This is a genomic window from Streptomyces sp. NBC_00637 (assembly GCF_045161545.1).
Classification (GTDB): Bacteria; Actinomycetota; Actinomycetes; order Streptomycetales; family Streptomycetaceae; genus Streptomyces.
The window spans coordinates 4,444,489-4,458,940 of the sequence record NZ_CP109046.1; the positions used below are offsets into that span (position 1 = coordinate 4,444,489).

Genomic DNA, 14,452 nt, shown 5'->3' on the forward strand with positions numbered 1-14,452 from the left:
CGCGCCGCATCACCCGACGCCGACCATGCCCGACGTCATCCGCGCCGTCCTCCCCCGGCCACCCCGGCAAGGGCCCCCGCAACGCCCGGCACCGCACCCCCAAGCCCTAACGGAGCTCCCCATTCCACTTTCGGCCAATTCGCAACGAATAGTGACTGCCTGCGCGCGTTATGTGATGTGCTGGGACCGATCGGGCCCATGGCAAGGGCTTGCGACATAGGACAAACGCGCAGGGCGGTCACGTACGGCGTACGCACGCATCACCGCGGGGGCACAGGGAGGGGAGCACCATGGGACCCGGACCAGGACCGGAACACATCCGCCGATGGGAGTCGGGAGCACTGGCCCACGCCGTGACGGACCCCTTCGGACAGGGCCCCGTCCCCTGGCTGCGCGGCAGCGAGACGTACTTCGACGACACCGGGCACGTCGTCCCCTGGTACGTGGACGCGGCCCCCGCCGGCACCCGGGGCGGCCCGCGCATCCCGACCCCCCGCACCGCCCCCTCGACCGGCGGCCCCCGCTCGGCCGACGACGTGCGCCGCCAGATCAAGGGCTTCGTCTCCACCGGCGCGGTCGCCCCCGGCGAGGCCGTCGACTTCCACATCACGGTCGACCCGCCCCAGGAATTCAGCGTCGACGTCTACCGCATCGGCCACTACGACGGTGACGGCGCCGCCAAGATCACCACCAGCCCGCGGCTCTCCGGCATAGTCCAGCCCCCGCCGTTGACCGCCGACCGTACGGTCTCCTGCCACCACTGGTGGCTGTCCTGGCGCTTACAGGTGCCGTCGTACTGGAACGTCGGCGCCTACGTGGCCGTCCTCACCACCGTCGACGGCTACCGCTCCCACGTGCCCTTCACGGTCCGCGACCAGCATCCGGCCGATCTGCTCCTGCTGCTCCCCGACGTGACCTGGCAGGCCTACAACCTCTACCCCGAGGACGGCCGCAGCGGCGCCAGCCTTTACCACGCGTGGGACGACGACGGCCGGCTCCTCGGCGAGGCCGATGCCGCGACCACGGTCTCCTTCGACCGCCCGTACGCCGGCGCGGGCCTGCCGCTCCACGTCGGCCACGCCTACGACTTCATCCGCTGGGCCGAGCGCTACGGCTACGACCTCGCCTACGCCGACGCCCGCGACCTGCACGCCGGTCACATCGACCCCACCCGCTACCGCGGCCTGGTCTTCCCCGGCCACGACGAGTACTGGTCGACGAGCATGCGCCGGACCGTGGAACTCGCCCGCGACAGCGGCACCTCACTGGTCTTCCTGTCCGCCAACTCCCTCTACTGGCAGGTGGAGTTGGGTCCCTCCCCGTCCGGCGTCCCGGGCCGTCTGCTGACCTGCCGCAAGCGCAAGGGACCCGGCAAGTCCGTTCTCTGGCGGGAGATCGACCGCGCCGAACAGCAGCTGGTCGGCATCCAGTACGCGGGCCGGGTGCCCGAGCCGCATCCGCTGATCGTCCGCAACGCCGACCACTGGCTGTGGGAGGCGACCGGCGCGGGCGACGGCGACGGCATCGAGGACCTGGTCGCCGGCGAGGCGGACCGTTACTTCCCGCGCACGCCGCTCCCGCCCCACGAGGACCGCATACTCCTCGCCCACTCCCCGTACACCGACAGCGAGGGCGTGCTCCGCCACCAGGAGACCTCCCTGTACCGGGCCCCCTCCGGCGCCCTGGTCTTCGCCTCCGGCACCTTCGCCTGGTCCCCGGCCCTGGACCGGCCCGGCCATGTGGACGCCCGCGTCCAGCGCGCCACGGCCAACCTCCTGGACCGGATCTGCAAGCGCGACTGACACCGCGACCGACATCCGTACGTCTGCCGACCGAGGCCCGTACGCCTGCCGATCGACGCCCGTACGCCCGCTCGCACCACCCGCTGTCCTTGATCGATCCCGATGTACGGGACAATCAACCCCACCAGGACAGAACCACGGGGAGGAACCGTGTCCGGATTCGTAGAAAAGCCCGAGCCCCTTCAGGTGCCGGGCCTGGTACATCTGCACACCGGCAAGGTGCGCGAGCTGTACCAGAACGAGGCGGGCGACCTCGTGATGGTCGCCAGCGACCGCACTTCCGCCTTCGACTGGGTGCTGCCGACCGAGATCCCCGACAAGGGCCGGGTGCTCACCCAGCTCTCCCTGTGGTGGTTCGACCAACTCCGTGACCTGGTCCCGAACCACGTCCTGAGCACGGAACTGCCGGCCGGCGCCCCCGCCGACTGGGCCGGCCGCACCCTGATCTGCAAGTCGCTCCAGATGGTCCCGGTCGAGTGCGTGGCCCGCGGCTACCTGACCGGCTCGGGCCTCGCCGAGTACAAGGAGTCCCGCACGGTCTGCGGCCTCGCCCTGCCCGAGGGTCTGGTCGACGGCAGCGAACTACCCGCGCCGATCTTCACCCCGGCCACCAAGGCCGCCGTCGGCGAGCACGACGAGAACGTCTCCTACGAGGAGGTGGCCCGCCAGGTCGGCGCCGACACCGCCGCCCAGCTCCGCCAGGCGACCCTCGCGGTCTACGGCCGCGCCCGCGACATCGCCCGCGACCGGGGCATCATCCTCGCCGACACCAAGTTCGAGTTCGGCTTCGAGGGCGAGAACCTGGTCATCGCCGACGAGGTCCTCACCCCGGACTCCTCCCGCTTCTGGCCTGCCGACCAGTGGCAGCCCGGCCGCGCGCAGCCCTCGTACGACAAGCAGTTCGTGCGTGACTGGCTGACCTCGGCCGAGTCCGGCTGGGACCGGGCGAGTGAGCAGCCCCCGCCGCCCCTGCCGCAGCCCATCGTGGACGCGACCCGTGCGAAGTACATCGAGGCCTACGAGCGCCTGACGGGTACCAGCTGGACCTGACGCGAAAGGCCCCGGTCGATGACCGGGGCCTTTGCGATGGAGCGGACGACGAGGCTCGAACTCGCGACCTCAACCTTGGCAAGGTTGCGCTCTACCAACTGAGCTACGTCCGCACTGCGCCGTGGCGCGAGGCCAACTATACCCAACCCCGCTCCCGGGCGAGCCGCACCGCCGCGTGCCGGTTCTCCGCCCCGAGTTTGGATACGGCCGACGACAGATAGTTCCGCACCGTCCCCTGGGACAGCGCGGCCCGCTCGGCGATCTCCGCGACGGGCGCCCCGTCGGCGGCGAGTTCGAGCACCTCCGTCTCACGCGAGGTCAGCGGCGAGTCACCGGCGGCGATCGCGTCGGCGGCCAACTCCGGGTCGACGTAACGGTTCCCGGCGTGCACGGTGCGGATGATCTCCGCGAGCCGCTGCGCGCTCACCGTCTTCGGGACGAACCCCCGCACACCCGCCGCGAGCGCCCGCTTGAGATGTCCGGGCCGGCCGTGGCTGGTGACGATCAGTGCCTGGCAGTCGGGCAGTTCGACGCGCAGGGATGTGGCGACGTTCACACCGTCGGTGCCCGGCATCTGCAGATCCAGGACGGCGACGTCCGGCCGGTGCGCCATCGCCATCGCCAGCGCCTCCGGTCCGGTGGCCGCCTCGGCGACGATCACCAGGTCGTCCTCCAGGGAGAGCAGCGCGGCCAGCGCACCCCGGATGAGATGTTCGTCGTCGGCGAGCAGTACCCGCACGGTCATGAAGCGACCTCTCTCACAGCAGCGTTTGCGCTCAACGGAACCTCGGCGACGACCCGGAAGACACCCGCTCCGACGAACCCGGCCTCCAGCGTCCCGTCGACGCCCCGCAGCCGCTCCCGCAGCCCGGTCAGTCCCGACCCGTCGCCGGCGTCGGTGGCGGGGGATCCGGCGCCGTCGTTCTCCACCGTCAGCACCACGCGTCCCTCCGGCATCCGCAACACCACCGAGCAACGCCCGGCGTCTCCGTGCCGCAGCACGTTGGTGGTGGTCTCCCGCACCACCCAGCCGAGCGCCGACTGCACCTGAGCGGGCAGGCCACCGGTCTCCCCGCTCACCTCGCAGGCGATCCCGGCCGCCCTCAGCACCCCTTGCGCCCCCGCCAGTTCGACCCCGAGGTCCACCTCGCGGTAGCCCCGCACGACAGCGCGCACCTCCCGCTGCGAATCCTGCGCTATCCGCTGGACCTCGATCATCTGCTCCACGGCCTCGGGCCGGCCACGCCTGGCGAGCTGCACGGCCAGCTCGCTCTTCAGGGCGATCACCGCCAGGTTCCGCCCCATCACGTCGTGCAGATCCCGTCCGAACCGCAGCCGCTCCTCGGCGACGGCGAGCCGGGCCTCGACCTCCCCGGCCCGGTCCGCCTCCCACAGCACCGCCAGGTTCCAGGCGCTGCAACGGCAGGCGAACAGCGAGAAGCAGGTCGCGAAGGCGGTCAGGAATCCGACCATGAAGATCCCCGCCGCACCGGGTTCCGCCCAGCCGAACGCCGCCATGAGAACCACCGCGAGCAGAGCGGAGTGCCGCAGGAACCGCCGGATGGACACCACGAGTCCGTAGAGCATCCCGAAGGGCAGCAGCATGGCTCCTATACAGAGCCTGGTCGTCACCGGATCGGCGCCGCCCACCGCGGTGAGCACCAGGGCCAGCGCCAGTCCGAGGGCCAGCAGCACGCCCGCCGGATACAGGGCGCGGGGCGGGAGCCCGGTCCGGCGCAGATAGTGGTCCAGAACGGGCCGCGTCAGCCGGTTCGCCTCGGCGCACTGCAGGGCGCCCACCAGCAGGAGCAGCCCTCCGACGAGCAGCGACCCGGGGCGTCGCTCCAACCCGCCCACCAAGGGCAGCGCGAGCCAGGCGAAGGAGAAGAACCAGGTGGTGAAGTACCAGGTGCCCAGGGTCTGCAGCTCGACCCGCTCGGCCTTGCTGCGGTCCCGCCAGTGACGCCGCTGCCACCCCCGAATGAGGCCCAACATCCTTGTCCCCCTACCGTTCGGCCCACCACGATCCCCGCTCGTCCCGGTCCCCTCCGGGCGGGTCAGCGCCGGGGCTCCCATCGGAACCACCGCCGTACAGCAAACACCGCCAGCAGGGTCCAGGCCAGTGCGGTCGCCAGAGCTCCCAGGGCCTCGTACACCGACAGGCTTCCGGTCCAGCCGCCGCGTATCAGGGTGATCACCGGGGTGAGCGGCAGCAGTTCACAGAACGAGGCGAGCCGGTCGGGCAGCAGCTCCAGCGGGACGGTCACGCCGGAGCCCATCATCGACACGAGCACCATGGGCATCGTGGTGACCTGCGCGCTCTCCACGGTCCGGGTCACCGTCGCCGTGACGGCGGCGAGGGCCGCACACATCGCCAGGCCCAACAGCAGCCCCAGGACGGCGAGATAGGGCGCCTCGGGAGCCGGTACGTCGAGCAGGAGGGTGGTGCCGGCCACCAGCACCAGGGACTGCACCAGCCCCGTGACGACGACGGGCAGCGCCGCCCCGCCGAGGATCTCCGGGTCCCGCAGCTCACCGGTACGCAGCCGCTTCAGCACGAGCTCCTCGCGCCGGGCGGTGTAGATGGCCGCCAGCGCCGAGTACACCCCGAACAGCAGCGAGAAGCCGATCGCGGCGGGCAGCAGCACCAGGCCGACGCCGAGCCCCTCGTCCTCCACGTTCATGTCCTCGACCACCGACGCCAGGCTCACCGGCAGCACCAGCGGCACGAACACGGCCGCGATGATCGTGCTCTTGCTCCGCCCGAGCAGCGTCAGCTCGGCGCGTGCGAGGGCGGCCATCCGGCTCGCGGGAGTCGTGACCGGACGGCCGCCCGCACGGGTGGCCGCGTCCTTCACCGTCGCCCCGCTCATGCCGCGACCTCCTCGATCTCGTCGCTGTCCGACGCCTCCCGGGCGATTCCCAGGAACGCCTCCTCCAACGAGGCCGACCGCACGTCCAGCCTCCGCAGCGCGACCTGGTTCCGCTCGGCCCACACCAGGAGCCCGGTCGCCGCCCGCTGGAGCTCCCGGGTGCGCAGCCGTATGACGCGCCCGTCGACCTCGTGACCACACACACCGAGTTCGCCCAGCGGGGGCAGATCGCCCACGAAGTACCCCTCGGGCAGTTCGAAGGTGATGCGTGACGGCTGGGCGCCGGTCACCTCGGCCGGGGTCCCGGCGGCCGCTGTACGGCCCTCGTGGAGGATGGCCAGCCGGTCGGCGAGGTTCTCCGCCTCCTCCAGGTAATGGGTGGTCAGCAGCACCGTCGTACCGGCGTCGCGCAGGGCGCGCACCAGGTCCCAGGTGTCCCGGCGGCCCTCGGCGTCCAGGCCGGTGGTCGGCTCGTCCAGGAACAGCACCTCGGGCTCCCCGAGGACCGCGAGCGCCAGGTCCAGGCGCCGCCGCTCGCCCCCCGACAGCTGCTTGACCCGGACGTCGGCCCGTCGGGTCAGCCCGACCAGGGCCAGCGCCTCCTCGACCGGGCGGGCGCCGCTCACGCAGCCGGCCCACATCCGTGCGGTCTCGGCGACGGTCAGCTCGGAGGGGAAGCCGCCCTCCTGGAGCATCACGCCGGTCCGCGGCCGCACGGCGGCCCGCTCGGAGTACGGATCGTGGCCCAGGACTCTGATCCGGCCGCCGTCGGGGCGCGCGAGCCCCTCCAGCAACTCGACCGTCGATGTCTTTCCGGCGCCGTTGGTGCCGAGCAGCGCGAAGATCTCACCGCGGTCGACGTGGAAGGAGACCCCACGGACCGCTTCGAACCCGCCCCCGTACACACGCCGGAGGTCGGTGACCTCAATCACGTGTTCATTCGTGTCCATGCCTCAAGCCTCCCCGCGGGCGGGGGCCGGCAGCAGTGCGAGGTGTCACCACTCCCAATGACAAATGTCAGACGGACACCCGCGTCACGTACCCGCCCGCCTCGCGCACCCGGCCCGGGACGCATGCTCGGGGAACACGCTGGAGAACCCGCCCTGGGCACACGAAAAGACCCCGGTCCATTGGACCGGGGTCTGATTCCCGAGCGGACGACGAGGCTCGAACTCGCGACCTCAACCTTGGCAAGGTTGCGCTCTACCAACTGAGCTACGTCCGCATTGCCTCCGACCGGCTTTCACCGATCGGCGCGAGCACCACCCTACCTGATCCACGACAGTGGCCAGACAGGTCATGCAGAGCGGGTGACAGGGATCGCACACTGCGCCTTCCCCCTGGAAGGGGGATGTTCTACTACTGAACTACACCCGCATGTACTCCGTGAGCTGGGCTTTTCGGCCTTGCCCCTCGGCGTGCTCCAGACTCTAGCTGACCAGGAGGGGTGCAGCGCAAGTCGGTACGTTCGAGGGGCCGGTGACCGGCCGTCGGACCGCGGCTCACGGGGAGCCGCTCACCCGGCGCGGCTCACTGCGCGTCGGTGAACGCCTCGTAGACCTTCTTGGGGATACGGCCGCGCGCCGGTACGTCCAGCTTGTTGGCCTGGGCCCAGGCCCGGACGGCCGCGGGGTCGGGGGCGACCTCCGTCTGGCGGTATGCCTTGCCGGACCTCGACCGCTTGCGGCCGGCGTCGACGTAGGGCGCGAGAGCCTTACGCAGTTTCTTGGCATTGGCTTCATTCAGGTCGATCTCGTACGACTTGCCGTCGAGCCCGAAGGCGATCGTTTCCGCCGCTTCCGAGCCGTCGATGTCGTCAAAGAGAGTGACCACGACCTTCTGCGCCACGAATATCGGTCCCTTCGTGCGACAGCTCTGCGATGACGTGCCAAGACGTCACGGAGATGTCGACTGTCCGCCTGTTATGGGGCAAAGTATCGGCTATTGCTATTTCATTTGTACAGTGCCCGGCATTGCAATGTGAAGCTCGACTAAATCTGCCCGCGTGTCCCAGGGCAATAGGGAACGTTGGCGCACCCCGGATCTTTCCCTGAAATTTTCGCGAAGGCACTGGTCCGATACCTGATCGTGATGGCGCTCACGTAGTTTCCTACAACTCTACCCGCGTAGAAATTTTGTACGGGTAGTCTGAAGACACCTGTTGGAGACACCCGCAGGCACCTGCTCAGCACCACACCACCGGGAGTGCCAGTGGCACGCGTCGTAGTCGACGTCATGCTCAAGCCGGAGATCCTCGACCCCCAGGGCCAGGCGGTGCAGCGCGCACTGCCGCGGCTGGGTTTCGAAGGCATCTCCGACGTACGTCAGGGAAAGCGATTCGAACTGGAAGTTGACGGGCCGGTCGACGAGGCCGCCCTCGCCCGCATCCACGATCTTGCGGAATCCTTCCTCGCGAACACCGTGATCGAGGACTTCACCGTCAAGGTCGAGTCGGAAGAAGCCGTCGCGGGGGCCGCGAAGTGACCGCTCGTATTGGCGTCGTCACTTTCCCGGGCAGCCTCGACGATCGGGACACTCAGCGTGCGATCAGGCTCGCGGGTGCCGAACCGGTCGCTCTCTGGCACAAGGACAAGAACCTCCATCAGGTGGACGCCGTGGTGCTGCCCGGCGGTTTCTCCTACGGCGACTATCTGCGCGCCGGAGCCATCTCCCGCTTCTCGCCGGTGATGGAGACCGTCATCGAGCAGGCGAAGGCCGGTCTTCCGGTCCTCGGTATCTGCAACGGCTTCCAGATCCTCACGGAGGCCCACCTGCTTCCCGGCGGGATGCTCGGCAACGACCACCTCCACTTCATCTGCCGCGACCAGAAGCTGCGGGTGGAGAACGCGGACACCGCCTGGACCGCCGACTACGAGGCGGGCCAGGAGATCCACATCCCGCTGAAGAACATGGACGGCCGGTACGTGGCCGACGAGTACACCCTCGACCAGCTCGAGGCCGAGGGCCGGGTCGTCTTCCGCTACCTGGACGTCAACCCCAACGGCAGCCTCCGTGACATCGCCGGCATCACCAACGCGGCGGGCAACGTCGTGGGCCTCATGCCGCACCCGGAGCACGCCGTCGAGCCCCTCGTCGGGTCGGGCCGCACCGACGGTCTCCCGTTCTTCACCTCGATCCTCAAGAAGCTGGTCAACGCATGAGCCGGACGCCTCTGGACACGGTCGAGCACGCGGCCGAGACCCCCGACGTCGAGCTGCCCTGGGCCGAACTCGGTCTGAAGAAGGACGAGTACGAGCGCGTCGTCGAGATCCTCGGCCGCCGTCCCACCGGCGCCGAGCTCGCCATGTACTCCGTCATGTGGTCCGAGCACTGCTCGTACAAGTCCTCCAAGGTCCACCTCCGCCAGTTCGGCGAGAAGGCCCCCCAGTCCGACGCCCTGCTCGTCGGCATCGGTGAGAACGCGGGCGTCGTCGACGTCGGCCAGGGCTACGCGGTCACCTTCAAGGTCGAGTCGCACAACCACCCCTCGTACGTCGAGCCCTACCAGGGCGCGGCCACGGGCGTGGGCGGCATCGTCCGCGACATCATCGCGATGGGCGCGCGTCCGGTCGCGGTCGTGGACCCACTGCGCTTCGGCGCCGCCGACCACCCCGACACCAAGCGCGTCCTGCCGGGCGTCGTCGCCGGCATCGGCGGCTACGGCAACTGCCTGGGCCTGCCGAACATCGGCGGCGAGGTCGTCTTCGACGCCTGCTACCAGGGCAACCCGCTGGTCAACGCCGGTGCGATCGGCGTGATGCGGCACGAGGACATCCACCTCGCGAAGGCCTCGGGCACCGGCAACAAGGTCATCCTCTACGGAGCCCGGACCGGCGGCGACGGCATCGGCGGCGCGTCGATCCTCGCCTCCGAGACCTTCGACGACGCCAAGCCGTCGAAGCGTCCGGCCGTGCAGGTCGGCGACCCCTTCCAGGAGAAGCTCCTCATCGAGTGCACCCTGGAGGCCTTCAAGGAGAAGCTGGTCGTCGGCATCCAGGACCTCGGCGCGGCCGGGCTGTCCTGCGCCACGTCCGAGCTGGCCTCCAACGGCTCAGGCGGCATGCGGGTCACCCTGGACGACGTACCGCTGCGCGACTCCACGCTCTCGCCCGAGGAAATCCTCATGAGCGAGTCGCAGGAGCGCATGTGCGCGGTCGTCGAGCCGTCGAAGGTCGACCGGTTCCTGGAGATCTGCGACAAGTGGGACGTCATCGCGACCGTGATCGGTGAGGTGACCGACGGCGACCGCCTCGAGATCTTCTGGCACGGCGGCAAGATCGTCGACGTCGACCCGCGGACCGTGGCCCACGACGGCCCGGTCTACGAGCGCCCCTACGCCCGCCCGGAGTGGCAGGACGCCCTCCAGGCGGACGACGCCAACAAGCTCGCCCGGCCCACCACCGGCGCCGAGCTCAAGGACCAGGTGCTCAAGCTGGTCGCCTCGCCCAACCAGGCGTCCAAGAAGTGGATCACCTCGCAGTACGACCACTTCGTGCAGGGCAACACCGTCCTCGCCCAGCCCGAGGACTCCGGCATGATCCGGATCGACGAGGAGACCGGCCTCGGCGTCGCCATCGCGACCGACGGCAACGGCCGGTACGCCAAGCTCGACCCGTACGCGGGCGCGCAGCTGGCCCTCTCCGAGGCCTACCGGAACGTGGCGACGACCGGCGCCAAGCCGCTCGCCGTCTCCGACTGCCTGAACTTCGGTTCGCCCGAGGACCCGGCGGTGATGTGGCAGTTCGCGGAGGCCATCCGCGGTCTGGCCGACGCCTGCCAACAGCTGGGCACCCCGGTGACCGGCGGCAACGTCTCCCTCTACAACCAGACCGGTGACGTGGCCATCCATCCCACCCCCGTGGTGGCCGTGCTCGGTGTGATCGACGATGTCGCGCGCCGCACGCCCGTCGCCTTCCAGGAGGAGGGCCAGCTGCTCTACCTCCTCGGCGACACCCGTGAGGAGTTCGGCGGTTCGGCCTGGTCGCAGGTCGTCCACGACCACCTCGGCGGGCTGCCCCCGAAGGTCGACCTGGAGCGCGAGCGGCTGCTCGGCGAGATCCTGATCTCCGCCTCCCGCGACGGCATGATCGACGCCGCGCACGACCTGTCCGACGGCGGTCTGATCCAGGCGGTCGTCGAGTCGGCGCTGCTCGGCGGCAAGGGCGCGCGGCTGGTCGTACCGGACGGGCTCGACGCCTTCACCCTGCTCTTCTCCGAGTCGGCGGGCCGTGCCGTGGTGGCCGTCCCGCGCTCCGAGGAGCTCCGCTTCAACGACATGTGCGGGGCGCGCGGCCTGCCCGTCACCCGCATCGGTGTCGTGGACGGTGACTCGGTCGAGCTCCAGGGCGAGTTCGAGCTGTCCCTCGAGGAGCTGCGCAAGGCTCACGAGGAGACCATCCCGGCGCTGCTCGCGTAAGTGCGGCGGCACCTGTCCGCCGGTGAAGGCCCCGCCCGTTCCCCCGGGCGGGGCCTTCGTCGTACCGTCGCGAGGCCGCGCACCAGGTCGCGCGCACAAGGGTCCGCGCAGGGCCCCGCGCGCCAGTACGCGCCGGACGGGCAGGGCCCCGGTTGTCACAGGCGGCCACTAGGCTCACCGCCATGCCTCCGGCCAGGAAACGCACGCGCGCGTACGACCCCGCCAAGATCCGTGCGGCGGTCGCCGCGCAGTTCGCGAACGTGCGGCGGGCGGTGGCCGGTCTCGGCCCCGAGCAGCTCGCGCTGCCCACCCGGCTCGCGGGCTGGAGCGTGCGGGACCTGGCCGCGCACGTGACCATGGCGGTGGCCACCGTCAGCCGCAACCTGGACCGGGACGAGCCGCCGAAGGCGGCGCTCACGCTCCTCGAGTGGCCGTTCGCCACCGCGTCCCGGGCCGCCGACATCTCCGACGGCACCCGGGACCTGGCCGCGGCGCACCCCGATCTGAACGCCCTGTTCGCCCGTACCGAGGAGCGCGTCGCCGAGGACCTCGCCACCGCCCCCGGCAACCGCCTCCTCGCCACCCGCACCGGCGCGATGACCCTCGCCGACTATCTCGTCACCCGGACCGTCGAACTCGTCGTCCACACCGACGACCTGAACGCCGCCGTCCCCGGCCTGGACATCCCCTACGACCGGCAGGCGCTCGCCGCCGCCACCCGGCTCCTCGCCGACGCCCTCGCCGCCCGGGCGCCCGGCGGCGCGACGGAAGTGCGGATCCCGCCGTTCGCCGTGGTCCAGTGCGTCGAGGGACCCCGGCATACCCGGGGCACCCCGCCCAATGTCGTCGAGACGGACCCGCTGACCTGGATCCGGCTGGCGACCGGCCGTCTGACCTGGCAGGACGCCGTCGCACAGGCGAAGGTCGCGGCGAGCGGCGAGCGGGCCGACCTCACGGCGCTGCTGCCCCTGATGTCCTGAATCCGACCCCAGGTGGAACCGACCGCCCCACCTGTCCCGTCGAACCGGCATGTACAGGCAGAGGCACAGCCCTACGCACACGTACACGACGCACAGGCAGCGCCTGACGCTGACCGCGGCCGTCCTGCTCCTCCCGCTCGCCGCGGCCTGCGGCAGTGAGCGGGCGGACGGTGAGCAGCCCGGCAGCGGGGCGGTCAGCGCCGAGCAGCCCGTCACCGGTGTCCGCTGGAACGTCGACAGCGTGACCGTGGACGGCACCACCCATCGCGCCCCGGACGGCGCGCACGTCGAGATCCGGGACGGCAAGGCGGCGGGCAGTTACGGCTGCAACAACTTCACCGCCAAGGCCGCCGTCGAGGGCGACAGCATCCGGTTCAGCGACGCCCGGTCGACCAGGATGGCCTGCGCCGCCCAGCCCATGGACTTCGAGCGCACGCTGGCCGGCACCCTCGCCGAGGGCGCTCTCAGCACCGAGGTCGACGGCAGCACGCTGACGCTCGCCACGGCCGACGGCGATCAGGTCCTGCTGAGCAGGAAATGACCTCCGGCCGCTCCCCCGACCCCGGGGGAGCGCGCCCATCGGCCCCAACGGTGTGCGACACCTCACTCGCGCGGACCGGGCGGGCGCCGGGGCGGTCGCGCCCGGAGGCCGCCCAACCGTCTGGTGGATCACCATATCCAGCCACTGACCTGCGAAAATAAGTCGATCATGACGTATGTGAACGGCGGGTGATCGAGTTACCGGCGGGTATCCCCAATTCGGACCAGTGGTCGATCTCGCCTACACTCGGAGGCGTGCCACGTGGTGACGGTCGACTCAGTCATGATCTGCTCCCCGGCGAGAAAGGCCCACAGGACGCTTGCGGCGTCTTCGGGGTCTGGGCCCCCGGTGAAGAGGTCGCCAAGCTCACTTACTTCGGGCTCTACGCCCTCCAGCATCGGGGTCAGGAATCCGCGGGGATCGCGGTAAGCAACGGCTCCCAGATCCTCGTCTTCAAGGACATGGGCCTCGTGTCCCAGGTCTTCGACGAGACCTCGCTCGGTTCGCTCCAGGGTCATATCGCGGTCGGACACGCCCGCTACTCGACCACCGGCGCCTCCGTGTGGGAGAACGCCCAGCCGACGTTCCGTGCCACCGCGCACGGCTCGATCGCGCTCGGCCACAACGGCAACCTCGTCAACACCGCCCAGCTCGCCGAGATGGTCGCCGACCTGCCCAAGCAGGAAGGCCGCAGTCCGCGCGTCGCGGCGACCAACGACACCGACCTGCTCACCGCGCTGCTCGCGGCCCAGGTCGACGAGGACGGCAAGCCGCTGACCATCGAGGAGGCGGCCCACCAGGTCCTCCCGCAGGTCAAGGGCGCCTTCTCGCTCGTCTTCATGGACGAGCACACCCTCTACGCGGGCCGCGACCCGCAGGGCATCCGCCCGCTGGTCCTCGGCCGCCTGGAGCGCGGCTGGGTGGTCGCCTCCGAGTCCGCCGCCCTCGACATCTGCGGCGCCGCCTACGTCCGTGAGATCGAGCCGGGCGAGTTCATCGCCATCGACGAGAACGGACTGCGGACCTCCCGGTTCGCGGAAGCGAAGCCCAAGGGCTGCGTCTTCGAGTACGTGTACCTGGCGCGCCCGGACACCGACATCGCCGGCCGGAACGTGTACCTCTCCCGCGTGGAGATGGGCCGCAAGCTGGCCAAGGAAGCGCCGGTCGACGCCGACCTGGTGATAGCGACCCCGGAGTCCGGCACCCCCGCCGCCATCGGTTACGCGGAGGCCTCCGGCATCCCCTTCGGCGCCGGCCTCGTGAAGAACGCCTACGTCGGCCGGACGTTCATCCAGCCCTCGCAGACCATCCGCCAGCTCGGTATCCGCCTGAAGCTGAACCCGCTGAAGGAAGTCATCAAGGGCAAGCGGCTGGTCGTGGTCGACGACTCGATCGTGCGCGGCAACACCCAGCGGGCCCTGGTCCGCATGCTCCGGGAGGCCGGCGCGGCCGAGGTCCACATCCGGATCTCCTCGCCGCCCGTCAAGTGGCCCTGCTTCTTCGGCATCGACTTCGCCACGCGCGCGGAGCTCATCGCCAACGGCATGACCATCGACGAGATCGGCACCTCCCTGGGCGCCGACTCCCTCTCCTATATCTCCATCGACGGCATGATCGAGGCGACCACCATCGCCAAGCCGAACCTCTGCCGCGCCTGCTTCGACGGCGAGTACCCGATGGATCTCCCGGACCCCGAGCTGCTCGGCAAGCAGCTCCTGGAGACCGAGCTGGCCGCGGGTCCCGCAGCCACGGCCGCGGCTGACGCCATCCGTCGCCCGTAACGCCGCAGA

The 14,452-nt window shown here is 70.4% G+C and carries 13 protein-coding genes and 3 tRNA genes; 8 read left to right on the forward strand and 8 right to left on the reverse strand.

The window, feature by feature from the left end; genetic code table 11:
* The first annotated feature begins 290 nt into the window (after positions 1 to 290).
* On the forward strand, positions 291 to 1,802 hold the full coding sequence (locus OG440_RS19490; RefSeq protein WP_406008088.1) for a N,N-dimethylformamidase beta subunit family domain-containing protein: 1,512 nt from the start codon (positions 291 to 293) through the stop codon (positions 1,800 to 1,802).
* Positions 1,803 to 1,952: 150 nt separating this feature from the next.
* Positions 1,953 to 2,852 (forward strand): phosphoribosylaminoimidazolesuccinocarboxamide synthase, encoded by a 900-nt coding sequence (locus OG440_RS19495; RefSeq protein WP_406008089.1) that lies wholly within the window; start codon positions 1,953 to 1,955, stop codon positions 2,850 to 2,852.
* Between the two features lie 37 nt (positions 2,853 to 2,889).
* Here the strand turns inward: OG440_RS19495 and OG440_RS19500 are convergent.
* From OG440_RS19500 to OG440_RS19535, 8 genes are all read right to left on the reverse strand, one after another.
* Positions 2,890 to 2,965: transfer RNA gene (locus OG440_RS19500), tRNA-Gly, on the reverse strand.
* 23 nt (positions 2,966 to 2,988) lie between these two features.
* Complete coding sequence (locus OG440_RS19505) at positions 2,989 to 3,597, reverse strand: response regulator (RefSeq protein ID WP_406008090.1); 609 nt, start codon at positions 3,595 to 3,597, stop codon at positions 2,989 to 2,991.
* Positions 3,594 to 4,847, reverse strand: coding sequence for a sensor histidine kinase (locus tag OG440_RS19510; RefSeq protein WP_406008091.1), 1,254 nt, complete (start codon positions 4,845 to 4,847; stop codon positions 3,594 to 3,596). The genes OG440_RS19505 and OG440_RS19510 overlap by 4 nt, the downstream gene beginning before the upstream one ends.
* A gap of 62 nt (positions 4,848 to 4,909) precedes the next feature.
* The gene (locus OG440_RS19515) at positions 4,910 to 5,725 is read right to left on the reverse strand and encodes an ABC transporter permease (RefSeq protein ID WP_406008092.1); all 816 of its coding nucleotides are present in this window, start codon (positions 5,723 to 5,725) and stop codon (positions 4,910 to 4,912) included.
* On the reverse strand, positions 5,722 to 6,675 hold the full coding sequence (locus tag OG440_RS19520; protein WP_406008093.1) for an ABC transporter ATP-binding protein: 954 nt from the start codon (positions 6,673 to 6,675) through the stop codon (positions 5,722 to 5,724). Before OG440_RS19520 ends, OG440_RS19515 begins: the two co-directional genes overlap by 4 nt.
* Before the next feature lie 202 nt (positions 6,676 to 6,877).
* Positions 6,878 to 6,950, reverse strand: a tRNA-Gly gene (locus OG440_RS19525).
* Positions 6,951 to 7,030: 80 nt separating this feature from the next.
* A tRNA-Gly gene (locus OG440_RS19530) sits at positions 7,031 to 7,102 on the reverse strand.
* 153 nt (positions 7,103 to 7,255) lie between these two features.
* Positions 7,256 to 7,573, reverse strand: a complete 318-nt coding sequence (locus OG440_RS19535; protein ID WP_406008094.1) for an Lsr2 family protein — start codon at positions 7,571 to 7,573, stop codon at positions 7,256 to 7,258.
* A 363-nt stretch (positions 7,574 to 7,936) separates the two neighbouring features.
* On the opposite strand from OG440_RS19535, the gene purS reads away from it, so the two are divergent.
* The 6 genes from purS (at position 7,937) to purF (ending at position 14,443) form a co-directional block, all read left to right on the forward strand.
* On the forward strand, positions 7,937 to 8,209 hold the full coding sequence (gene purS / locus OG440_RS19540) for a phosphoribosylformylglycinamidine synthase subunit PurS (protein WP_020131278.1): 273 nt from the start codon (positions 7,937 to 7,939) through the stop codon (positions 8,207 to 8,209).
* Complete coding sequence (gene purQ / locus OG440_RS19545; protein ID WP_406008095.1) at positions 8,206 to 8,886, forward strand: phosphoribosylformylglycinamidine synthase subunit PurQ; 681 nt, start codon at positions 8,206 to 8,208, stop codon at positions 8,884 to 8,886. Before purS ends, purQ begins: the two co-directional genes overlap by 4 nt.
* Positions 8,883 to 11,141: a phosphoribosylformylglycinamidine synthase subunit PurL gene (gene purL, locus OG440_RS19550; RefSeq protein WP_406008096.1), complete on the forward strand. Its 2,259-nt coding sequence runs from the start codon at positions 8,883 to 8,885 to the stop codon at positions 11,139 to 11,141. Before purQ ends, purL begins: the two co-directional genes overlap by 4 nt.
* 182 nt (positions 11,142 to 11,323) lie before the next feature.
* Complete coding sequence (locus tag OG440_RS19555) at positions 11,324 to 12,121, forward strand: sterol carrier family protein (protein WP_406008097.1); 798 nt, start codon at positions 11,324 to 11,326, stop codon at positions 12,119 to 12,121.
* A gap of 49 nt (positions 12,122 to 12,170) precedes the next feature.
* A complete protein-coding gene (locus OG440_RS19560) occupies positions 12,171 to 12,662 on the forward strand; it encodes an META domain-containing protein (RefSeq protein WP_406008098.1) in 492 nt (163 codons plus the stop codon).
* Positions 12,663 to 12,916: 254 nt separating this feature from the next.
* The gene (gene purF, locus OG440_RS19565; protein WP_307164159.1) at positions 12,917 to 14,443 is read left to right on the forward strand and encodes an amidophosphoribosyltransferase; all 1,527 of its coding nucleotides are present in this window, start codon (positions 12,917 to 12,919) and stop codon (positions 14,441 to 14,443) included.
* Positions 14,444 to 14,452: the final 9 nt, after the last annotated feature.

What these genes read in the sequence shown, in the direction of transcription:
- OG440_RS19555 (WP_406008097.1), top strand. Translation starts at nt 11,324, where the DNA reads ATGCCTCCGGCCAGGAAACGCACGCGCGCGTACGACCCCGCCAAGATC.
- OG440_RS19510 (WP_406008091.1), bottom strand. Translation starts at nt 4,847, where the DNA reads ATGTTGGGCCTCATTCGGGGGTGGCAGCGGCGTCACTGGCGGGACCGC.
- OG440_RS19560 (WP_406008098.1), top strand. Translation starts at nt 12,171, where the DNA reads ATGTACAGGCAGAGGCACAGCCCTACGCACACGTACACGACGCACAGG.
- OG440_RS19490 (WP_406008088.1), top strand. Translation starts at nt 291, where the DNA reads ATGGGACCCGGACCAGGACCGGAACACATCCGCCGATGGGAGTCGGGA.
- OG440_RS19505 (WP_406008090.1), bottom strand. Translation starts at nt 3,597, where the DNA reads ATGACCGTGCGGGTACTGCTCGCCGACGACGAACATCTCATCCGGGGT.
- purL (WP_406008096.1), top strand. Translation starts at nt 8,883, where the DNA reads ATGAGCCGGACGCCTCTGGACACGGTCGAGCACGCGGCCGAGACCCCC.
- OG440_RS19515 (WP_406008092.1), bottom strand. Translation starts at nt 5,725, where the DNA reads ATGAGCGGGGCGACGGTGAAGGACGCGGCCACCCGTGCGGGCGGCCGT.
- OG440_RS19520 (WP_406008093.1), bottom strand. Translation starts at nt 6,675, where the DNA reads ATGGACACGAATGAACACGTGATTGAGGTCACCGACCTCCGGCGTGTG.